This is a genomic window from Paenibacillus sp. OK076 (assembly GCF_900110055.1).
GTDB lineage: Bacteria > Bacillota > Bacilli > Paenibacillales > Paenibacillaceae > Paenibacillus.
Genome location: NZ_FOCH01000004.1, coordinates 147,942 through 163,043 on the forward strand (window position 1 = coordinate 147,942; position 15,102 = coordinate 163,043).

The following is a 15,102-nucleotide window of genomic DNA, read 5'->3' on the forward strand; positions in this document are numbered from 1 at the left end:
AGCGGAACAGGAGGCTTTATGACATATGTAGCAATTTTGATTTTTGTCCTGACCATCACATTGGTTATCTGGCAACCACGCGGATTGGGTATTGGCTGGTCCGCCATGGGCGGGGCTTTGCTGGCGTTGATGTGTGGTGTCGTCAGTCTGAACGATGCCTCTGATGTGGCATCCATTGTATGGAATGCAACGCTCGCTTTTGTCGGTATTATTATGATTTCATTAATACTCGATGAGACAGGTTTTTTCGAATGGGCAGCTCTTCATATGGCAAGATTGGCGGGAGGAAATGGACGCAGGCTGTTTATCTATTCCATTTTGCTCGGGGCGGCGGTATCAGCTCTCTTCGCCAATGATGGTGCAGCGCTCATTCTTACCCCGATTGTGCTTGCGATGGTACGTGCATTGAAGTTCGATGAGCGCATGGTGCTTGCCTTTGTTATGGCCAGTGGATTTATCGCGGATACAACGTCGTTGCCGCTGGTCGTCAGCAACCTGGTGAATATCGTATCTGCGGATTATTTCGGTATTACATTTGTGGAGTATGCGGTGCGGATGATTGTGCCTAATCTCTTTTCCATCGTGGCGAGTACGGGGATGTTGTTCTTGTTTTATCGTAAAAACATCCCGCTCCGCTACGATATCTCTGCAGCACGTGATCCACGGGAAGCCATTCGTGATCCGCGGATGTTTCGCATCGCCTGGTTTATGCTGGTGCTGCTGCTCGTGGCCTATGCTTCCAGTGAGTTTTTGCCGATCCCCGTATCGGTTATCGTCGGTGCAGTAGCTCTTTTGTTTGCCATATTGGCGAGAAAGAGCGAAGCCGTGGACCTGAAACGCGTAATCAAGGAGGCCCCATGGTCCATTGTCGTGTTCTCGGTCGGTATGTACATCGTGGTGTATGGGCTGCGTAATGCCGGATTAACCGATCACCTGAGCCGCTGGCTTGATGCCATCGCAGACCATGGTCTGCTGGCTGCCTCAATGGGAATGGGCATGATCGCAGCAATATTGTCATCTGTAATGAACAACTTGCCTACCGTGTTAATTAACGCACTCGCGATTCAGGGTGCACACACCGATGGCATTGTGCGTGAGGCCTTGATCTATGCCAATGTGATTGGTTCGGATCTGGGTCCCAAAATGACCCCGATCGGTTCACTTGCCACATTACTGTGGCTGCATGTGCTGTCCCGCAAAGGTGTGAAGATTACATGGGGATATTATTTCAAGGCAGGCATCATCTTAACCATTCCCACCCTATTAATTACCTTGGCCGGATTAGCTTTGTGGCTATGGATATTGGGTTAGTAAAATCGCATTTTACATTAACAATCATCAAATGATCCAATATATTGTAAAAAGCTGCTCTCACACGCTGGTGTTACCTACTAGCTATGAGGCAGTTTTTTTGTTTCTTCTATAGAAGAAACAAATTCTCTTTCTTCATTATGCATTTACACTAAGGCCAGCCTTCTATAGACTGGCCTTCTTTTTGCCATCCCCCAGGCTGAGGATTAAAATGCCTGGGACCCCACCAGCGGTGACACAGCGCAGGGAACGGAAAGATTGTGTAAAAGCGAAGCGTATTCTATGTAAGAATTTTAATTGTAAGAAAAGATCAAAATGATCATTTGTTCTTGATGGGTAGATTGAGTAGATAAAAAAACTGAACGTAGTGGAGGGGACGGAATCGATTCTGAAGAAGCGGCAGCGTTCGCCTTTGTCTCCGAGTTTTAACATTATACATATCAAATCAAAAAAAATTGGAGACAACAGCGATCGGAAGAACGATCCGTAACCGGAACGGCCACTCGAAAGTATTAGCGACTTATTCATTATGTGATGAAAAACTGGACACAATACGGATTGAAACAACGTCCGTTCACGAAGCGGTCACTTCAGCGCAATTTGTCTCAGGTAAATTTCAATCCACAGTAAACATTTTTAACATTGCGTTTACAAAACATTGATTTTGAGATGACATAACGAAACTACAATGAATAAAGAGTTGATGGTGAACAAAAATAAAAGCCAAATCACCGTCACTAAATTGGGGGAGGAAAACAAAACATGTTTAAAAAGTTGCCGTTCATTTTGATGACCTTAACGTTCGTACTGGTTCTCGCAGCATGCGGATCGAAAAATGACGCTGGTACAGAGGGAAGTAATAATTCCACAGGAGAAACTGCTACTGAACTTAGCGGTAACATTCTGGCTGTTGGTTCAACAGCACTGCAACCTCTGGTAGAGCAAGCTGGACAAAAATTTATGGCAGTTGATGAATATAAGAACGTAACAGTACAAGTGCAAGGCGGCGGTAGTGGTACGGGTTTGACACAAGTATCCGACGGACAAGCTACAATCGGTAACTCTGACGTATTTGCAGAAGAGAAAATCGATGACGCAGCAAAAGTAAGCGAATTGAAAGATCACCAAGTGGCTGTTGTAGCCATCGCTCCAGTAAGCAACAAAGATGCAGGTGTACAAGATTTGACGAAGCAACAACTGATCGACATTTTCTCTGGTAAAATCACAAACTGGAAAGATGTTGGCGGTAAAGATCAAGCTATCGTTATCGTAAACCGTCCTAGCAGCTCCGGTACTCGTGCAACATTCGAGAACTTTGCACTGGGAACAAAAGTTGAAGATATCCAAGGTTCTATTCAGGAGGATTCCTCCGGTACAGTTAAAAAGCTCGTAGCTGAAACGCCAGGCGCAATTGGTTATCTGGCTCTGTCCTACCTGGATGACAGCCTGCAAGTTTTGAAATACGAAGGTGTAGAAGCAACAGTTGAGAACGTAGAAGCAGGAACTTATCCGGTATGGGCTTACGAGCACATGTACACTAAAGGTGACCCGGATGCAGCAACAAAAGCATTCCTTGACTACATCTTGAGTGACGAAATTCAACAGAAAGATGTGACGGAGCTTGGTTACATCCCAGTATCCGGCATGAAAGTAAAACGTGACGCTGCAGGCACTGTGACTCAATAATCTTTGAACTTGCGCATACAGCGAGAGAGGCGGACCCAGGTCCTGCCTCTTTGCGCGGTTTGCTCTGGAATAATCCCATATTTATGAATTCTACTATAGAAGGATGGTTGTTATGGAACAGACCGAAGGGGGAACGGTAATGAACAACAAGTTGAAACCGCGCCGGCCCTTGAGAGAGAAGCATTATTGGGAAGAGTGGACGGGACGGATCTATACGTCGATTTGTGTCGTTTTCCTGATCGTTGTCATGTTTTCCATCGTTTATTTTGTAGCGTCCAAAGGCTTGTCGACCTTTTTCCAGGATGGCGTAAGTTTGCGCGAATTTATATCCGGAAAAACGTGGAACCCAACGGGGGAACCTGCTGCCTATGGAGCGTTGCCGTTCATTACCGGTTCATTCATAACAACATTGCTTGCAGCTCTGATTGCAAGTCCGCTTAGCTTGTGCGCAGCGCTCTTCATGACCGAGATTGTACCAGGTAAAGGTAAAAAGATATTGCAACCTGCGATTGAATTGCTGTCCGGTATCCCTTCCGTTGTGTACGGGTTTATCGGTCTCAGTGTGATCGTTCCATTGTTGCGCAGCATGTTTGGCGGAGCCGGCGTCGGGATTGCAGCCGGATGTTTGGTTCTGTCTGTTATGATTCTGCCTACCGTAACTAGCATTATGGCAGATGCATTGTCTGCACTGCCGAAAGGTCTGCGTGAATCATCCTATGCGCTGGGGGCAACTCGCTGGCAAACGATCTACCGTGTCATTATCCCGACGGTTCTTCCAGCTTTGCTGACAGGGATTGTACTGGGCATGGCACGCGCATTTGGTGAAGCTCTGGCCGTACAGATGGTCATCGGGAATGCCCCGCATGTACCGACATCATTGCTCGAATCGGCTTCAACATTAACGAGTGTAATCACCCTGAGTATGGGTAACACCACGATGGGATCTGTTCATAATAATGCACTGTGGAGTATGGCGCTTGTCCTGCTGGTGATGACCTTTGTCTTCGTCATTCTGGTTCGCCTGCTTGAAAGGAGGAACCGGGTATGAAAATGAAGGCTAAAACGGTAGATAAAGTTGCCACTTCCATTATCGTTGTTCTGGCCCTGTTCATTGTTGTTCTCTTGCTCGGTTTGCTTGGCTTCATTCTGGTACGTGGGATTGGGCAGATTAACTGGCACTTCCTGACCAGTGCACCACAGCTGCTCAAAGGTGGTGGCGGGATTGGACCGCAATTATTCAACTCGATCTTCCTGCTTGTTCTGACCTTGATTATTACGATTCCGCTCGGATGGGGCGGCGGTATTTATATGGCTGAGTACGCCAAGCCAGGCCGGATCACAAGCTTTATTCGACTGGTTGTCGAAGTGTTATCCTCGTTCCCGTCTATCGTTATTGGTTTGTTCGGACTCTTGTTGATTGTTAATACATTTGGTCTCGGATTCTCCCTTCTATCGGGTGCTATGGCCTTGGCAATATTCAATCTTCCACTCATGGTGCGGACAACGGAGCAGGCGTTCCGGGCCGTTCCGAAAGAGCAGAAGGAAGCGGGTCTTGCACTCGGATTGTCCAAATGGAAAATTATTACCTCCATTCTGCTGCCTGTGGCATTGCCAAGCTTAATCACGGGTACGATCCTGGCATCAGGACGGATCTTCGGTGAAGCAGCAGCCCTGATGTTCACAGCAGGTATGAGTAGTCCGCCGCTGGACTTCACGGACTGGAATCCAACAAGTCCAAGGTCTCCGATCAATCCATTGCGTCCGGCAGAGACGCTGGCCGTGCACATATGGAAAGTAAACAGTGAAGGCATTGGCCCGGATTCCAAAGAAATAGCAGCTGGCGCTTCAGCCGTGCTTGTACTTCTCGTACTGGCGTTCAATCTCAGTGCACGCTGGATCGGTCGGGTGGTTTACCGCCGCATGACAGCTTCGAAATAAGGAGGAACCAACATGGCCATACCTTTTGGTACGGAACAGTTAAGCATATATTATGGGCATTTTCAGGCCGTTAAACAGATCAGCCTGACGTTTCCCGAAGCCAGTGTAACGGCACTCATTGGACCATCCGGCTGTGGTAAATCCACGTTCCTGCGGTCGCTCAACCGGATGAATGACGAGATTGCCGGTTCCCGCACGGAGGGACATATCTGGATGGATGGCAATGATCTGAATGAGCCAGGCACAGATGTAATCAAACTTCGCCAGAAGATTGGCATGGTGTGGCAGAAGCCGAATCCTTTTCACAAGTCCATTTACAATAATATCGCGTTTGGCCCCCGCTACCGCGGTATCAAGAGCAAGAAGGCATTGGATGAAATTGTGGAAAAAAGCTTGCGCCGCGCTGCGCTCTGGGACGAAGTGAAGGACAGACTGAATGAATCTGCCCTGGCCCTTTCGGGTGGACAACAGCAGCGGCTTTGTATCGCGCGCGCGTTGTCGGTTGATCCACAGATATTGCTGCTCGATGAGCCGGCATCTGCGCTTGACCCGGTATCTACGGGTAAAGTGGAGGAGTTGATCTCGGAGCTCAAGAAGGATCTTCGGATCGTAATTGTTACCCATAATATGCAGCAAGCGGCACGCATCTCGGATTATACGGCTTATTTTTATCTGGGAAGCATGGTTGAGCACGGAGATACGGAGCATATTTTCACCAATCCGGACAATCGTCTGACTCAGGAATATATTATGGGACGTTTCGGTTAACTGTTATATTGGATGGAGTATGAGATAGAGATAGTTTTATAGAGATACAAGGAAGCATAACACTCGGGCGAGGTCGTTCGGGAGTTATGCTTTTTTACATCTTCGTAAATATGGAATAGTTTGCCAAAGTAAAAACAATCATGCTACGATATTTGTAAACACTTCCTTTAATTTGATAAGAGAAGGAGATGTGGATTATAACTACCCATAAGATTTCCCATGACACCATGGCAACTGAAATTATCTCGCATTATTCCATAGAAAAGCCTTCGGTTTCCTTTATCCGACATAATGAAAATCTAACGTATCAGGTGGTTGATGAATCAACCGGACAGAAGTATCTATTGCGAATACATAAAGCCGCTTTTGCAAGCATGACGGGCATTCAGCATACACGACCTGCACTTGAAGCAGAGATGAATCTACTTCATGAATTACGGGCTACCAGTCCATTGCGGGTGCAGACACCCGTTCGCAATACATCGGATGAGTGGGTTACCGTCTGGTTGGACGAAACAGGAGAAGAGATCTGTTGTACTGTTCTGGAATGGATTGAGGGCAGGGATATCAAGCAGGGAGAACGTCTGACAACAGCGCAGATTCATGATTTGGGTGTACAGTTGCAGATATTGCATCAATATGGACGACGACCGAAGGAAACTCCCAAGCCGGGGGCTGGTTCATGGGAGTCTGAAAGCGGACAGCAGGTGAATGACCGTGAACAGCATGCTGATAAGACGACCATCTCAGGGGAGTATACCGATAGCGACAGCCCTACCTTGAAGCAAAAGGAAGTAAGACCAGCCTATGGCTCGATCAAAGAGAATCTGGTCATGCTGGAGCAATTGGAGGAAGGCGTTAGACGTGGCATCTTTACTCCTGAAGATTTCGATCTGATTCGCGAGACGTTTGAGAACATTAACGGGCAACTCGATACGTATCCGTATAATGCTGAGACATGGGGAATAATTCACGGGGATATTACTCGCGGCAATCTGTTAGTGACGGATCAAGGCATATCCATGATTGATTTTTGTTTATACGGTTATGGCTACTATCTGTTTGATGCCGGTGGTGCAGCTCTTATTTTCAATCCGGAGGAACGGGATGTCTTCCTATCGGGTTATACGGAGCAGACAGGACCACTAACGAAGCGTGATATTCGGTTAATGGAAGGATTCATGCTGATCTTTACGTTTGGCTATTTCGCATTCCAGATGGAGAATGAATCCAGGTACGAATGGATGAAAGAGCGAATGCATCTTATATGCAGCAAATTTTGCAGACCATATCTGCAGAATGAGAGTATTTTCTATGATTTATGATTTATAATTTCTGATTTCTAGTGGGTGGTAGCGCTATGAAGAACATTCGTGCAATAAGAGTTGCATCAAATGGGCAGTCTGGTGGCTGGAAGCATGCCGGATTGCTGCTTAGTGGAGTGGGCATATCCAATCTGGGTGATTTCATATATATTGTGGCAATTAACCTGATGGTTTTGGATATGACACAGTCTCCAGCGGCAGTCGCAGGGTTATGGATTATCTCGCCGATTGCTTCGGTGTGTACTAAGTTTTGGTCAGGCAGCCTGATTGATCGTTATGATCAGAGGCAGTTGATGATTGGTGCTGATATGCTACGGGCATTGTTGGTGGCGATGCTCCCACTGATGTCCAGTCTATGGATGATGTACGCAGTGATGTTTCTGATCAGCATGTCCTCCTCCATATTTGTCCCTTCCTCTCAGGTATATATTACCCGGCTGGTGCCTGCTGAACGGCGCAAGCGCTTTAATTCCCTACAAGCTCTGATCAGCTCAGGGGCATTTATTACCGGTCCGGCAGTCGCAGGAGTGATGCTGATATATTTATCTCCTTCGGCAGCCATTTATGCCAATGCGGCTTCCTTTGCTGCTTCTGCATTGATTCTAATGTTTCTTCCCAAACTGGGCATTGGAGAACAGAATATAGGGACAGGCAGCAGACTGACCCCTCGGATGGTTGCCCAGGATTGGAGAGCTGTACTGAGCTTTAGCCGGAAGTCGGGCTACGTGGTCGGTATATATGCTCTGTTCCAGATTATTCTGGTCGTCGGCATGTCGCTGGATGCCCAGGAAGTGGTATTTATCCGTCAGGTGATGAACCTGCCTGAATCGCAGTACGGAGCATTAATGAGTATCACCGGGATTGGTTATTTGGCAGGCTCCATGCTGGTTTGGCTGTTCGCCAAACATTTGCCGATCCGTCACATGATGGGTGGCGGTGTACTTCTGGTTGCGCTGGGTTATTTCCTGTTCGCCCGTTCATTCTCGTTTGAGCTGGCGGCGGTTGCTTTTATTCTGCTCGGTCTCTGTTCGGCACTGGCGGATACGGGCCTGGTTACCTTTTATCAAAATAATATCCCTGTGGATATGATGGGGCGAATGAGCAGTGTACTTGGACTGGTGTTAAGTGTGCTGCAGGTGGCTTCCATTTTGATTGCAGGGGTAATAGCAGAGCAGTTGTCACTTCGTATGGTATATACAGTTGTATCTGGGGTCATGCTGTTAGCTGCGTTGGGATTGTGGGTGACGAGCATGTTTCCTTCCCGAAGCAGGTATTACGATGAACCGGCGAAGTCCAAGGCGATGGTGGGGTAACAGGCAGAAATAAGGCAATTCCAGTACAGAATAATGGTTGCCTGAATACCCGAACCGTTCAGTGGAACATAACATAAATAGTATTAAACACAGATATTGGCTAATAGAAAATGAAAAATGTATACGCTTTCTAGATGAAACGCATTAACACATTCATGTGATGAAAGTTTACAGTTCATCAGTTTATCTTGTGTATAAAATGGAAAAAAGCAAATATTCACAAAGAAATCGTTAAGTTTGTTGACACTGATCTTCCTGTCGATTAATCTTAATGAGAAAGTATTAAAAACTTCAATTATCGTTCTGGTACAAGATCAGAATGGTTCCATACAGCGAATGATAGCGAGCGGGAGAGACCTGGGCATGTCGAGTAAAATGGCAGCTGTCGGGCACCGAAGGAGCAAGCTGCTGCGCACCCGGCGCAGCGGTTAATCTCTCAGGTAAATGTACCATCGTTGGACGCAACTCTGGAGAGTGCGCGAACTGCGCCACCCAAGGGGTATATGGTCAAGCAGCACGGTGTGCAGGGTGACATCACCTGTGAATACAGGGATGCATCGATTCGCCGCGCTTCTTATCATGAAACTCTCAGGTATCGAGGACAGAGAGAGGGCCTAGGGCCTTCTTCTGTCCTTTTCTCATGTCATCATTCAGTAATAAAGGAACATTATGGGTGTACGTCTGGATGAAAATGACGATTATAAATGGAGGGTTTGCGATGCGTTTTAAAGACGTTTTTTCAATTATTGGTCCGTCCATGACAGGTCCATCAAGTTCACATACGGCTGGAGCGGCAAGATTGGGGCGAATTGCTCGTCAGTGGCTGGGATGCACGCCTGAACGCGCCCGATTAACGCTGTACGGCTCGTTCGCCGATACGTATCAGGGGCATGGTACGGATCTTGCGTTGATCGGTGGCCTGCTTGATTATGTGACGGATGATCCACGTATACCGGATGCAGAACAATATGCAGAGGAAGCGGGGATGGAGGTAGAGTTTTTTACAAGCGGCCTGCCTGCTCCTCATCCAAATACGGTCAAGATTGAACTGTGGCATGGAGACCGTCAATGCTCACTAATTGGTGCTTCCATTGGCGGAGGTAGTGTATCGGTGCATGCATTGAATGATTTTCGTGTACAGATCAGCGGAGAGTTTCCCACACTTGTACTGCGCCATTCGGACAAAGCAGGGGTGCTCGCTTCCGTAACCTCCACCATCAGTTCGTCCGGGGTGAACATCGGGTACATGCAAGTGGATCGGAAAGCCCGGGATGGTGAAGCATTAACAGCGATGGAGATGGATGGTGTGCCGAATCCTGAGATGTTGAACCGTCTGCGGTCACTGGATCATATGCTGGACATTCGCGTGATTGATTTAAAGAGAGGGGTCGAGCCTGATGCGGTTTAAACATCTACATGAACTGAATACCATCTGTACAGCAGAATCCAAAACCATCGCCGAGCTGATGATCGAAGAGCAGGTTCAGGAGACGAATATCCCGGAAGCGGATGTTGTACGGGAGATGTCGGATTACTATCAGGTGATGAAGGAAGCTGTACACAAAGGGCTGACAGAAGATACGACATCACGCAGCGGTTTGACTGGCGGAGACGGCAAAAAAATGGCTGAGTACATTCGTAAAGGTGAGACTTGTTCTGGAGATGCCTCTGCACTGGCCATGGCGTATGCCCTTTGTGTATCGGAAGTGAATGCCTCCATGGGCCGGATCGTAGCGACACCGACAGCCGGTTCTTGCGGCATCATTCCGGGTGTGTTTATCAGCTCCCAAGAGCGTTTTGGCTGGAGTGACGAGCATCTGGTCAACGGTCTGTTCTGTGCGGGAGCGATTGGTTATGTCATTGCCAACAATTCATTTATCTCCGGTGCCGAGGGTGGCTGTCAGGCTGAAGTGGGTTCTGCCATCGGTATGGCCGCTGGAGCCATGGTGGAGCTGCGAGGAGGGACGCCGGAGCAAGTGGTTCATGCGGTTGGCCTCGCGTTAAAAAATACATTAGGCCTCATCTGCGATCCAGTGGCAGGCCTCGTGGAAATTCCGTGCATCGTCCGTAACGGACTGGGTGCCGTAACCGCTTTGGCTGCAGCCGACATGGCGCTGGCCGGGGTACGAAGTGCAATTCCTTCTGACGAAGTCATTGATGTCATGCTGGAAGTGGGCAGTGCGATGCCGAGCAGGCACCGTGAAACGGCCCAAGGTGGGCTTGCCCAAACACCGACAGGACGGAAAATGATGGAGAAGCTTGCTAAACCGAAGGCGAAGCGTGCTGAGCCTGAGGTTGAAGCTGAGTCCCCTGCTGAAAATAAACCAGAAGCCAAGGCGTAACATCCATGAACGAACATGAACTGAATTTAACTCGTGGAGCCTGGATCATGAACGGTGATCTGTTCCCATCATAATATAAAAGCCGATACGAATTCTTCCTGATGAAGAAGCGTATCGGCTTTTTTGCTTATTCGGGGTTGCTTTCAATGCGTTGGAATGGCAAGGACACCACAATATGAAGATGCTATGCGATATCTGTACTTAGTACAGCATATCCGTATGCGGGCAACTCAACGACCAGGATTCCTTCTTCCTTGGCTGTGCGATAATTCTCGCCAAATAACTCCGTCCATTCCCCTGCGCCCGCCTCCAGCTCGACGATCGCTGTTTCTTCCGAACGATTGAACAGGATCAGAATACGCTCATTATCATCCTGTCGTTCCATCACAAGCTGGCTCCCGCCTTCACGGGCCTGCAGGAATCGAATGCTGCCTTCTGCACGCAGGGCAGGATGGGCATGACGAAGTGCAATCAGCTTTTGATAAAAGGTGAACAGCTCGCGGTCCTGCTTCGTCTCATCCCACTCCATACATTTCCGACAACCGGGATCATGCTCTCCGTCCAGCCCAATCTCGTCTCCGTAATAGATGCACGGAGTACCCATATAAGTGAATTGGAACAGCGCAGCCAGTTTCATCTTCCGCTGGTCGCCCTCACATAAGGTGAGCAGCCGTGGTGTATCGTGGCTGTCCAGCAGGTTGAATGCCACTTCGCTGGCTTGCAGCGGATAGCGGGACAGTTGTCGACCGATCGAGTTCGCAAACTGTTCGGCGTGCATGGCATCTTTTACAAAGAAACGATTTACGGCTTCCGTAAATGGATAGTTCATCGAGGCATCGAACTGATCACCTTGCAGCCAGGAGGAGGACTCATTCCATACCTCACCCAAGATATAGGCATCCGGATTCGCAGCCTTCACTACACGGCGGAAGTCGCGCCAGAACGCATTATCCACTTCATCCGCGACATCCAGCCGCCAGCCGTCGGTACCCATTTCCTTAATCCAGTATTCCGCCACCTCCAGCAAATACGCCTTCACCTCCGGATTTTCCGTGTTCAGCTTCGGCATGTGAGCTTCGAATCCAAACGTTTCATACGTAGGAATGCCATCCTTCACCTCCAGCGGGAATTCATGCACATGGAACCAGTCCTTGTATTTGGAATTCTCCCCATTCTTCTGCACATCAACAAACGGCGCGAACGTCTTCCCGGAATGATTAAACACCGCATCCAGCAGCACCCGGATTCCGCGTGCATGGCACAGCTCAACAAGCCGTTTGACCGTATCTGCATCACCAAAATGACGATCTACTCGCAGATAATCTTCGGTATCGTATTTGTGATTGGTCGTTGCCTCGAAGATCGGTGTGAAATAAATGGCGTTAATACCCAACTCTTCAAGGTAATCCAGATGGTCGATGACGCCCTGGAGATCACCGCCGAAGAAGTTAAACGGGGTCGGCTTGCCTCCCCACGGTTCCACATGTTCCGGATTGAGGTCGGGGTTGCCATTTGCGAATCGTTCAGGGAAGATCTGATAGAAAATTGCATCCTTAACCCATGCAGGCGGTGTAAATACAGCCCCAGGGTGGATATATGGGAACTGGAACATGTGACCAGGGTCGTCGGGTTCATGGTCTTGGAAATCCGTTTCGGTCATCCAGATTTGTTCTGTGCCACTTTTCAGCAGGAAGGAATACTTCAGTCGATGATACGGAGGCTTTACTTGCCCCTCATAATAGTCGAACATGGAGTCGGATGTATATTTGGTTAAAGGAACCAGCTCTTTGGTGCGATCCCAGGCGTATTTGTCCCCAGTCAGGGCATGTACCTCGGTAAGATCATTCTTTTTGGCACGCAGACGCAGACGAATGGTATCCTTATCGTAGGCATAGGCCCAGTTCCGTTTTGGTTGATGATAGATGGCTTCCAGCAGCATGTTGAATTTCCTCCCGTCGTATACACATGTATTATGTGAGCAAGTCGAAGCATTCGATGCAGAATTATGCGAAGCGGATGATTAAGGTATAATTTAAAATAAAAGGACATCAATGATTGCGGAATCAACATTTGTACAATTTATATAAACAAGATATCTCATTATGTTTCAAATATATAATTAACCCAAAGGGTGCAGAAAGGAAACGAATACACGCATGAAAACGAAACTGTTATACATTGAAGACGATACGGAAATTGCCACCTGGGTCAGAGCCGACTTGGAGGAGCGTGGATATGAGGTGCTGTGGCTCGGAAGTGGTGAAGGTGCGGCTGAAGCTGCCGGGGGCTGTTCGTTGGTTATTCTGGATGTCATGCTGCCGGGACTGGATGGATTTACGGTAGGACAGCGACTCAAAAAGGAACATCCAGAAGTGCCCATTGTCATGCTTTCGGCCAGAACGTCCATTGACGACAAGCTGCATGGGCTTGATTTTGCCGATGATTATGTAACCAAGCCATTCCATCCCGATGAACTCGCCGCACGGATTGAAGTCCAGCTTCGAAAGGCAGGAACGGCAATCTCCGCCGATACCGTGGTGAAACTGGACCACCTGTCCATCTACGAGAAGGACCACCGGATCGTGAATGAGGAGACGGGGGAAGAAATTATTTTATCAGGCAAACAGTTTCATATCTTCGCCTACCTGCTCAGGCATATGGGCATGATTCGAACCAAGGAACAGATCTACGAAGCCGTTTGGAACGAATCTTACCTCGACGGAGACAAGACATTAATGGTACATATTCGGCATCTGCGTGAGAAGCTGGAGCGTGATCCGGCGAACCCGACTATCATTCAGACCGTTCGCGGTGTCGGGTATCGTGTGAAGAAGCCATGAGCAAAAAGGCGACGATGCGCGATTCATCCAATAGGGATAGAGGAGTGAAAAGAAGCTTTCCAGGCAAACGGAAAATGCGTTTTGGACGGACCCTGATGTCCCGATATATTCTTCTGATCTTAGCAGCGGTTTTGTTTGTGCCGGTCATTCTCCCCATTACATCCATCATCTATGTGGTGGTGGTGAACAATACAGATAAAGAGAATACGGCACCTTATGGGGATAGCACGAAAATCAGTAACCTGTGGACCCGGGAATCCGAGAAGCTGGATGGGGCGACATCTGAAAAAATCAATCAACGTATGGAGCAGCTGCACCGCAAATATCCCAAATCTTCGATGTACCGTGTGGACCAAAAAGGTGAAACAGCATTTATTCTCGCTGGAGAGGATGTTGATGTATCGGAATCCACCGTGGATGGAACAACAATGACGACATTGAAGTGGACGTTGAATCATCAGACAACCGAGACCCGGATTCCTTCGATATGGAATGCAAACACCTCCCTGGAATTTATGAAGGAAGCCTCCTATCGTGATCCGCTAACGGTGGTTTCTTTTGTAGGGGGAGATAGCGAAGACAAGGGACAAGGCTTTATGGTGATTGAAGTCCCACGGTATCTTTTGCAAAAGCCGCAGAACAACTGGCCTATGGAACTCTTGTATTTGGGTGGACTGATGATGATTATCTTCCTGTTATTTATCATCATGTCGATCCTGTTCTTTGCGCGAATTCGCAAGCGGCTCATCCGGCTCCAGACGGCGATGATCACTCCGGGCAAGGAGGGTATTCCACTTCCTGTTGAGATTCGCAGATCAGACGAGATCGGACAGCTGGAGGAATCGTTCAATGAAATGGTGCATCAGTTGACAGACAGCCGTCACCGGGAGCGGGAGGAAGAGCAGCTTCGCAAACGTCTTGTCGCGGGACTGTCTCATGATCTGCGCACACCGCTGACTGTTATTCGTGGGCATATGCATTCTCTTCACAAAGAACCACTAAGCACGGCTGCGGATACTTCATTGCGTCGTATGGAAGCCAAGATGGATGACTTGAGCGGACTGATCGATAACATGTTGTCGTACAACCTGCTCACCAGCGGAAAATATACATTGAAGCTGGAACAGAAGGACGTCCTGCGAATCGTTAGAGAAACGGCAGCAGCATGGTATCCTGTGTGGGAGAAAGAGCAGTTTGAGATTGATATCGATCTGCCGGAAGAACCATTGACCTGGCAGGTGGATGAACAGGGCTTGCGTCGTGTTCTCGATAACCTGTTTCAGAATGTCATCCGTCATGCAGCGAGTGGGAGATATATTGGCATATCGACAGAACAGATCCATGGGGAGATAGCTCTTGTCATTCAAGATAGGGGACCAGGATTGCAGGAAGATTCGGATACCAAGGGAACAGGTCTCGGGTTATCTATCGTGGATCTGCTGATTCGTGAGATGGGTCTGCGGAAGAGGGTGGACAGCTCCGAGAACGGACTGCGGGTGTGCCTCTATAGCGGCGAGGGAGCTGGGAAACCAAGGGCCTAACCTTTTTTTTAAACTAAACTTAAACTTCAGGCGACTTC

General features: G+C 48.4%; 12 protein-coding genes and 1 riboswitch. Of the genes, 11 read left to right on the forward strand and 1 reads right to left on the reverse strand.

Going from position 1 to position 15,102, the window contains the following annotated elements; translation table 11 throughout:
• Nucleotides 1–18 precede the first annotated feature (18 nt).
• From BMY78_RS25505 to sdaAA, 9 genes are all read left to right on the forward strand, one after another.
• Nucleotides 19–1,311 (forward strand): arsenic transporter, encoded by a 1,293-nt coding sequence (locus tag BMY78_RS25505; RefSeq protein WP_090904141.1) that lies wholly within the window; start codon nt 19–21, stop codon nt 1,309–1,311.
• A gap of 762 nt (nt 1,312–2,073) precedes the next feature.
• Nucleotides 2,074–2,997: a phosphate ABC transporter substrate-binding protein gene (locus BMY78_RS25510; RefSeq protein ID WP_090904142.1), complete on the forward strand. Its 924-nt coding sequence runs from the start codon at nt 2,074–2,076 to the stop codon at nt 2,995–2,997.
• A gap of 139 nt (nt 2,998–3,136) precedes the next feature.
• Nucleotides 3,137–4,045 (forward strand): phosphate ABC transporter permease subunit PstC, encoded by a 909-nt coding sequence (gene pstC, locus BMY78_RS25515; RefSeq protein ID WP_090904348.1) that lies wholly within the window; start codon nt 3,137–3,139, stop codon nt 4,043–4,045.
• A 2-nt stretch (nt 4,046–4,047) separates the two neighbouring features.
• Nucleotides 4,048–4,935: a phosphate ABC transporter permease PstA gene (gene pstA / locus BMY78_RS25520; RefSeq protein WP_090904349.1), complete on the forward strand. Its 888-nt coding sequence runs from the start codon at nt 4,048–4,050 to the stop codon at nt 4,933–4,935.
• Nucleotides 4,936–4,947: 12 nt separating this feature from the next.
• Complete coding sequence (gene pstB, locus BMY78_RS25525) at nt 4,948–5,703, forward strand: phosphate ABC transporter ATP-binding protein PstB (RefSeq protein WP_090904143.1); 756 nt, start codon at nt 4,948–4,950, stop codon at nt 5,701–5,703.
• A 188-nt stretch (nt 5,704–5,891) separates the two neighbouring features.
• The gene (locus BMY78_RS25530) at nt 5,892–7,028 is read left to right on the forward strand and encodes a phosphotransferase enzyme family protein (protein WP_090904144.1); all 1,137 of its coding nucleotides are present in this window, start codon (nt 5,892–5,894) and stop codon (nt 7,026–7,028) included.
• Between the two features lie 35 nt (nt 7,029–7,063).
• On the forward strand, nt 7,064–8,341 hold the full coding sequence (locus BMY78_RS25535; protein ID WP_090904145.1) for an MFS transporter: 1,278 nt from the start codon (nt 7,064–7,066) through the stop codon (nt 8,339–8,341).
• A gap of 337 nt (nt 8,342–8,678) precedes the next feature.
• A riboswitch (glycine riboswitch) is annotated at nt 8,679–8,802 on the forward strand.
• A 257-nt stretch (nt 8,803–9,059) separates the two neighbouring features.
• Nucleotides 9,060–9,749, forward strand: a complete 690-nt coding sequence (sdaAB, locus tag BMY78_RS25540) for an L-serine ammonia-lyase, iron-sulfur-dependent subunit beta (protein ID WP_076290630.1) — start codon at nt 9,060–9,062, stop codon at nt 9,747–9,749.
• Nucleotides 9,739–10,683, forward strand: a complete 945-nt coding sequence (sdaAA, locus tag BMY78_RS25545) for an L-serine ammonia-lyase, iron-sulfur-dependent, subunit alpha (protein WP_090904146.1) — start codon at nt 9,739–9,741, stop codon at nt 10,681–10,683. The genes sdaAB and sdaAA overlap by 11 nt, the downstream gene beginning before the upstream one ends.
• A 184-nt stretch (nt 10,684–10,867) precedes the next feature.
• On the opposite strand, the gene BMY78_RS25550 is transcribed toward sdaAA, so the two are convergent.
• Nucleotides 10,868–12,622, reverse strand: a complete 1,755-nt coding sequence (locus tag BMY78_RS25550) for an alpha-glycosidase (protein ID WP_090904147.1) — start codon at nt 12,620–12,622, stop codon at nt 10,868–10,870.
• Nucleotides 12,623–12,839: 217 nt separating this feature from the next.
• On the opposite strand from BMY78_RS25550, the gene BMY78_RS25555 reads away from it, so the two are divergent.
• Together BMY78_RS25555 and BMY78_RS25560 are read left to right on the forward strand one after the other, a co-directional pair.
• Nucleotides 12,840–13,523, forward strand: coding sequence for a response regulator transcription factor (locus tag BMY78_RS25555; protein WP_090904148.1), 684 nt, complete (start codon nt 12,840–12,842; stop codon nt 13,521–13,523).
• Nucleotides 13,520–15,064, forward strand: a complete 1,545-nt coding sequence (locus tag BMY78_RS25560; RefSeq protein WP_256222414.1) for a HAMP domain-containing sensor histidine kinase — start codon at nt 13,520–13,522, stop codon at nt 15,062–15,064. The genes BMY78_RS25555 and BMY78_RS25560 overlap by 4 nt, the downstream gene beginning before the upstream one ends.
• Nucleotides 15,065–15,102: the final 38 nt, after the last annotated feature.

What these genes read in the sequence shown, in the direction of transcription:
- sdaAB (WP_076290630.1), top strand. Translation starts at nt 9,060, where the DNA reads ATGCGTTTTAAAGACGTTTTTTCAATTATTGGTCCGTCCATGACAGGT.
- sdaAA (WP_090904146.1), top strand. Translation starts at nt 9,739, where the DNA reads ATGCGGTTTAAACATCTACATGAACTGAATACCATCTGTACAGCAGAA.
- BMY78_RS25510 (WP_090904142.1), top strand. Translation starts at nt 2,074, where the DNA reads ATGTTTAAAAAGTTGCCGTTCATTTTGATGACCTTAACGTTCGTACTG.
- BMY78_RS25535 (WP_090904145.1), top strand. Translation starts at nt 7,064, where the DNA reads ATGAAGAACATTCGTGCAATAAGAGTTGCATCAAATGGGCAGTCTGGT.
- pstC (WP_090904348.1), top strand. Translation starts at nt 3,137, where the DNA reads ATGAACAACAAGTTGAAACCGCGCCGGCCCTTGAGAGAGAAGCATTAT.
- pstB (WP_090904143.1), top strand. Translation starts at nt 4,948, where the DNA reads ATGGCCATACCTTTTGGTACGGAACAGTTAAGCATATATTATGGGCAT.
- BMY78_RS25550 (WP_090904147.1), bottom strand. Translation starts at nt 12,622, where the DNA reads ATGCTGCTGGAAGCCATCTATCATCAACCAAAACGGAACTGGGCCTAT.
- BMY78_RS25560 (WP_256222414.1), top strand. Translation starts at nt 13,520, where the DNA reads ATGAGCAAAAAGGCGACGATGCGCGATTCATCCAATAGGGATAGAGGA.
- pstA (WP_090904349.1), top strand. Translation starts at nt 4,048, where the DNA reads ATGAAGGCTAAAACGGTAGATAAAGTTGCCACTTCCATTATCGTTGTT.
- BMY78_RS25530 (WP_090904144.1), top strand. Translation starts at nt 5,892, where the DNA reads ATGTGGATTATAACTACCCATAAGATTTCCCATGACACCATGGCAACT.
- BMY78_RS25555 (WP_090904148.1), top strand. Translation starts at nt 12,840, where the DNA reads ATGAAAACGAAACTGTTATACATTGAAGACGATACGGAAATTGCCACC.
- BMY78_RS25505 (WP_090904141.1), top strand. Translation starts at nt 19, where the DNA reads ATGACATATGTAGCAATTTTGATTTTTGTCCTGACCATCACATTGGTT.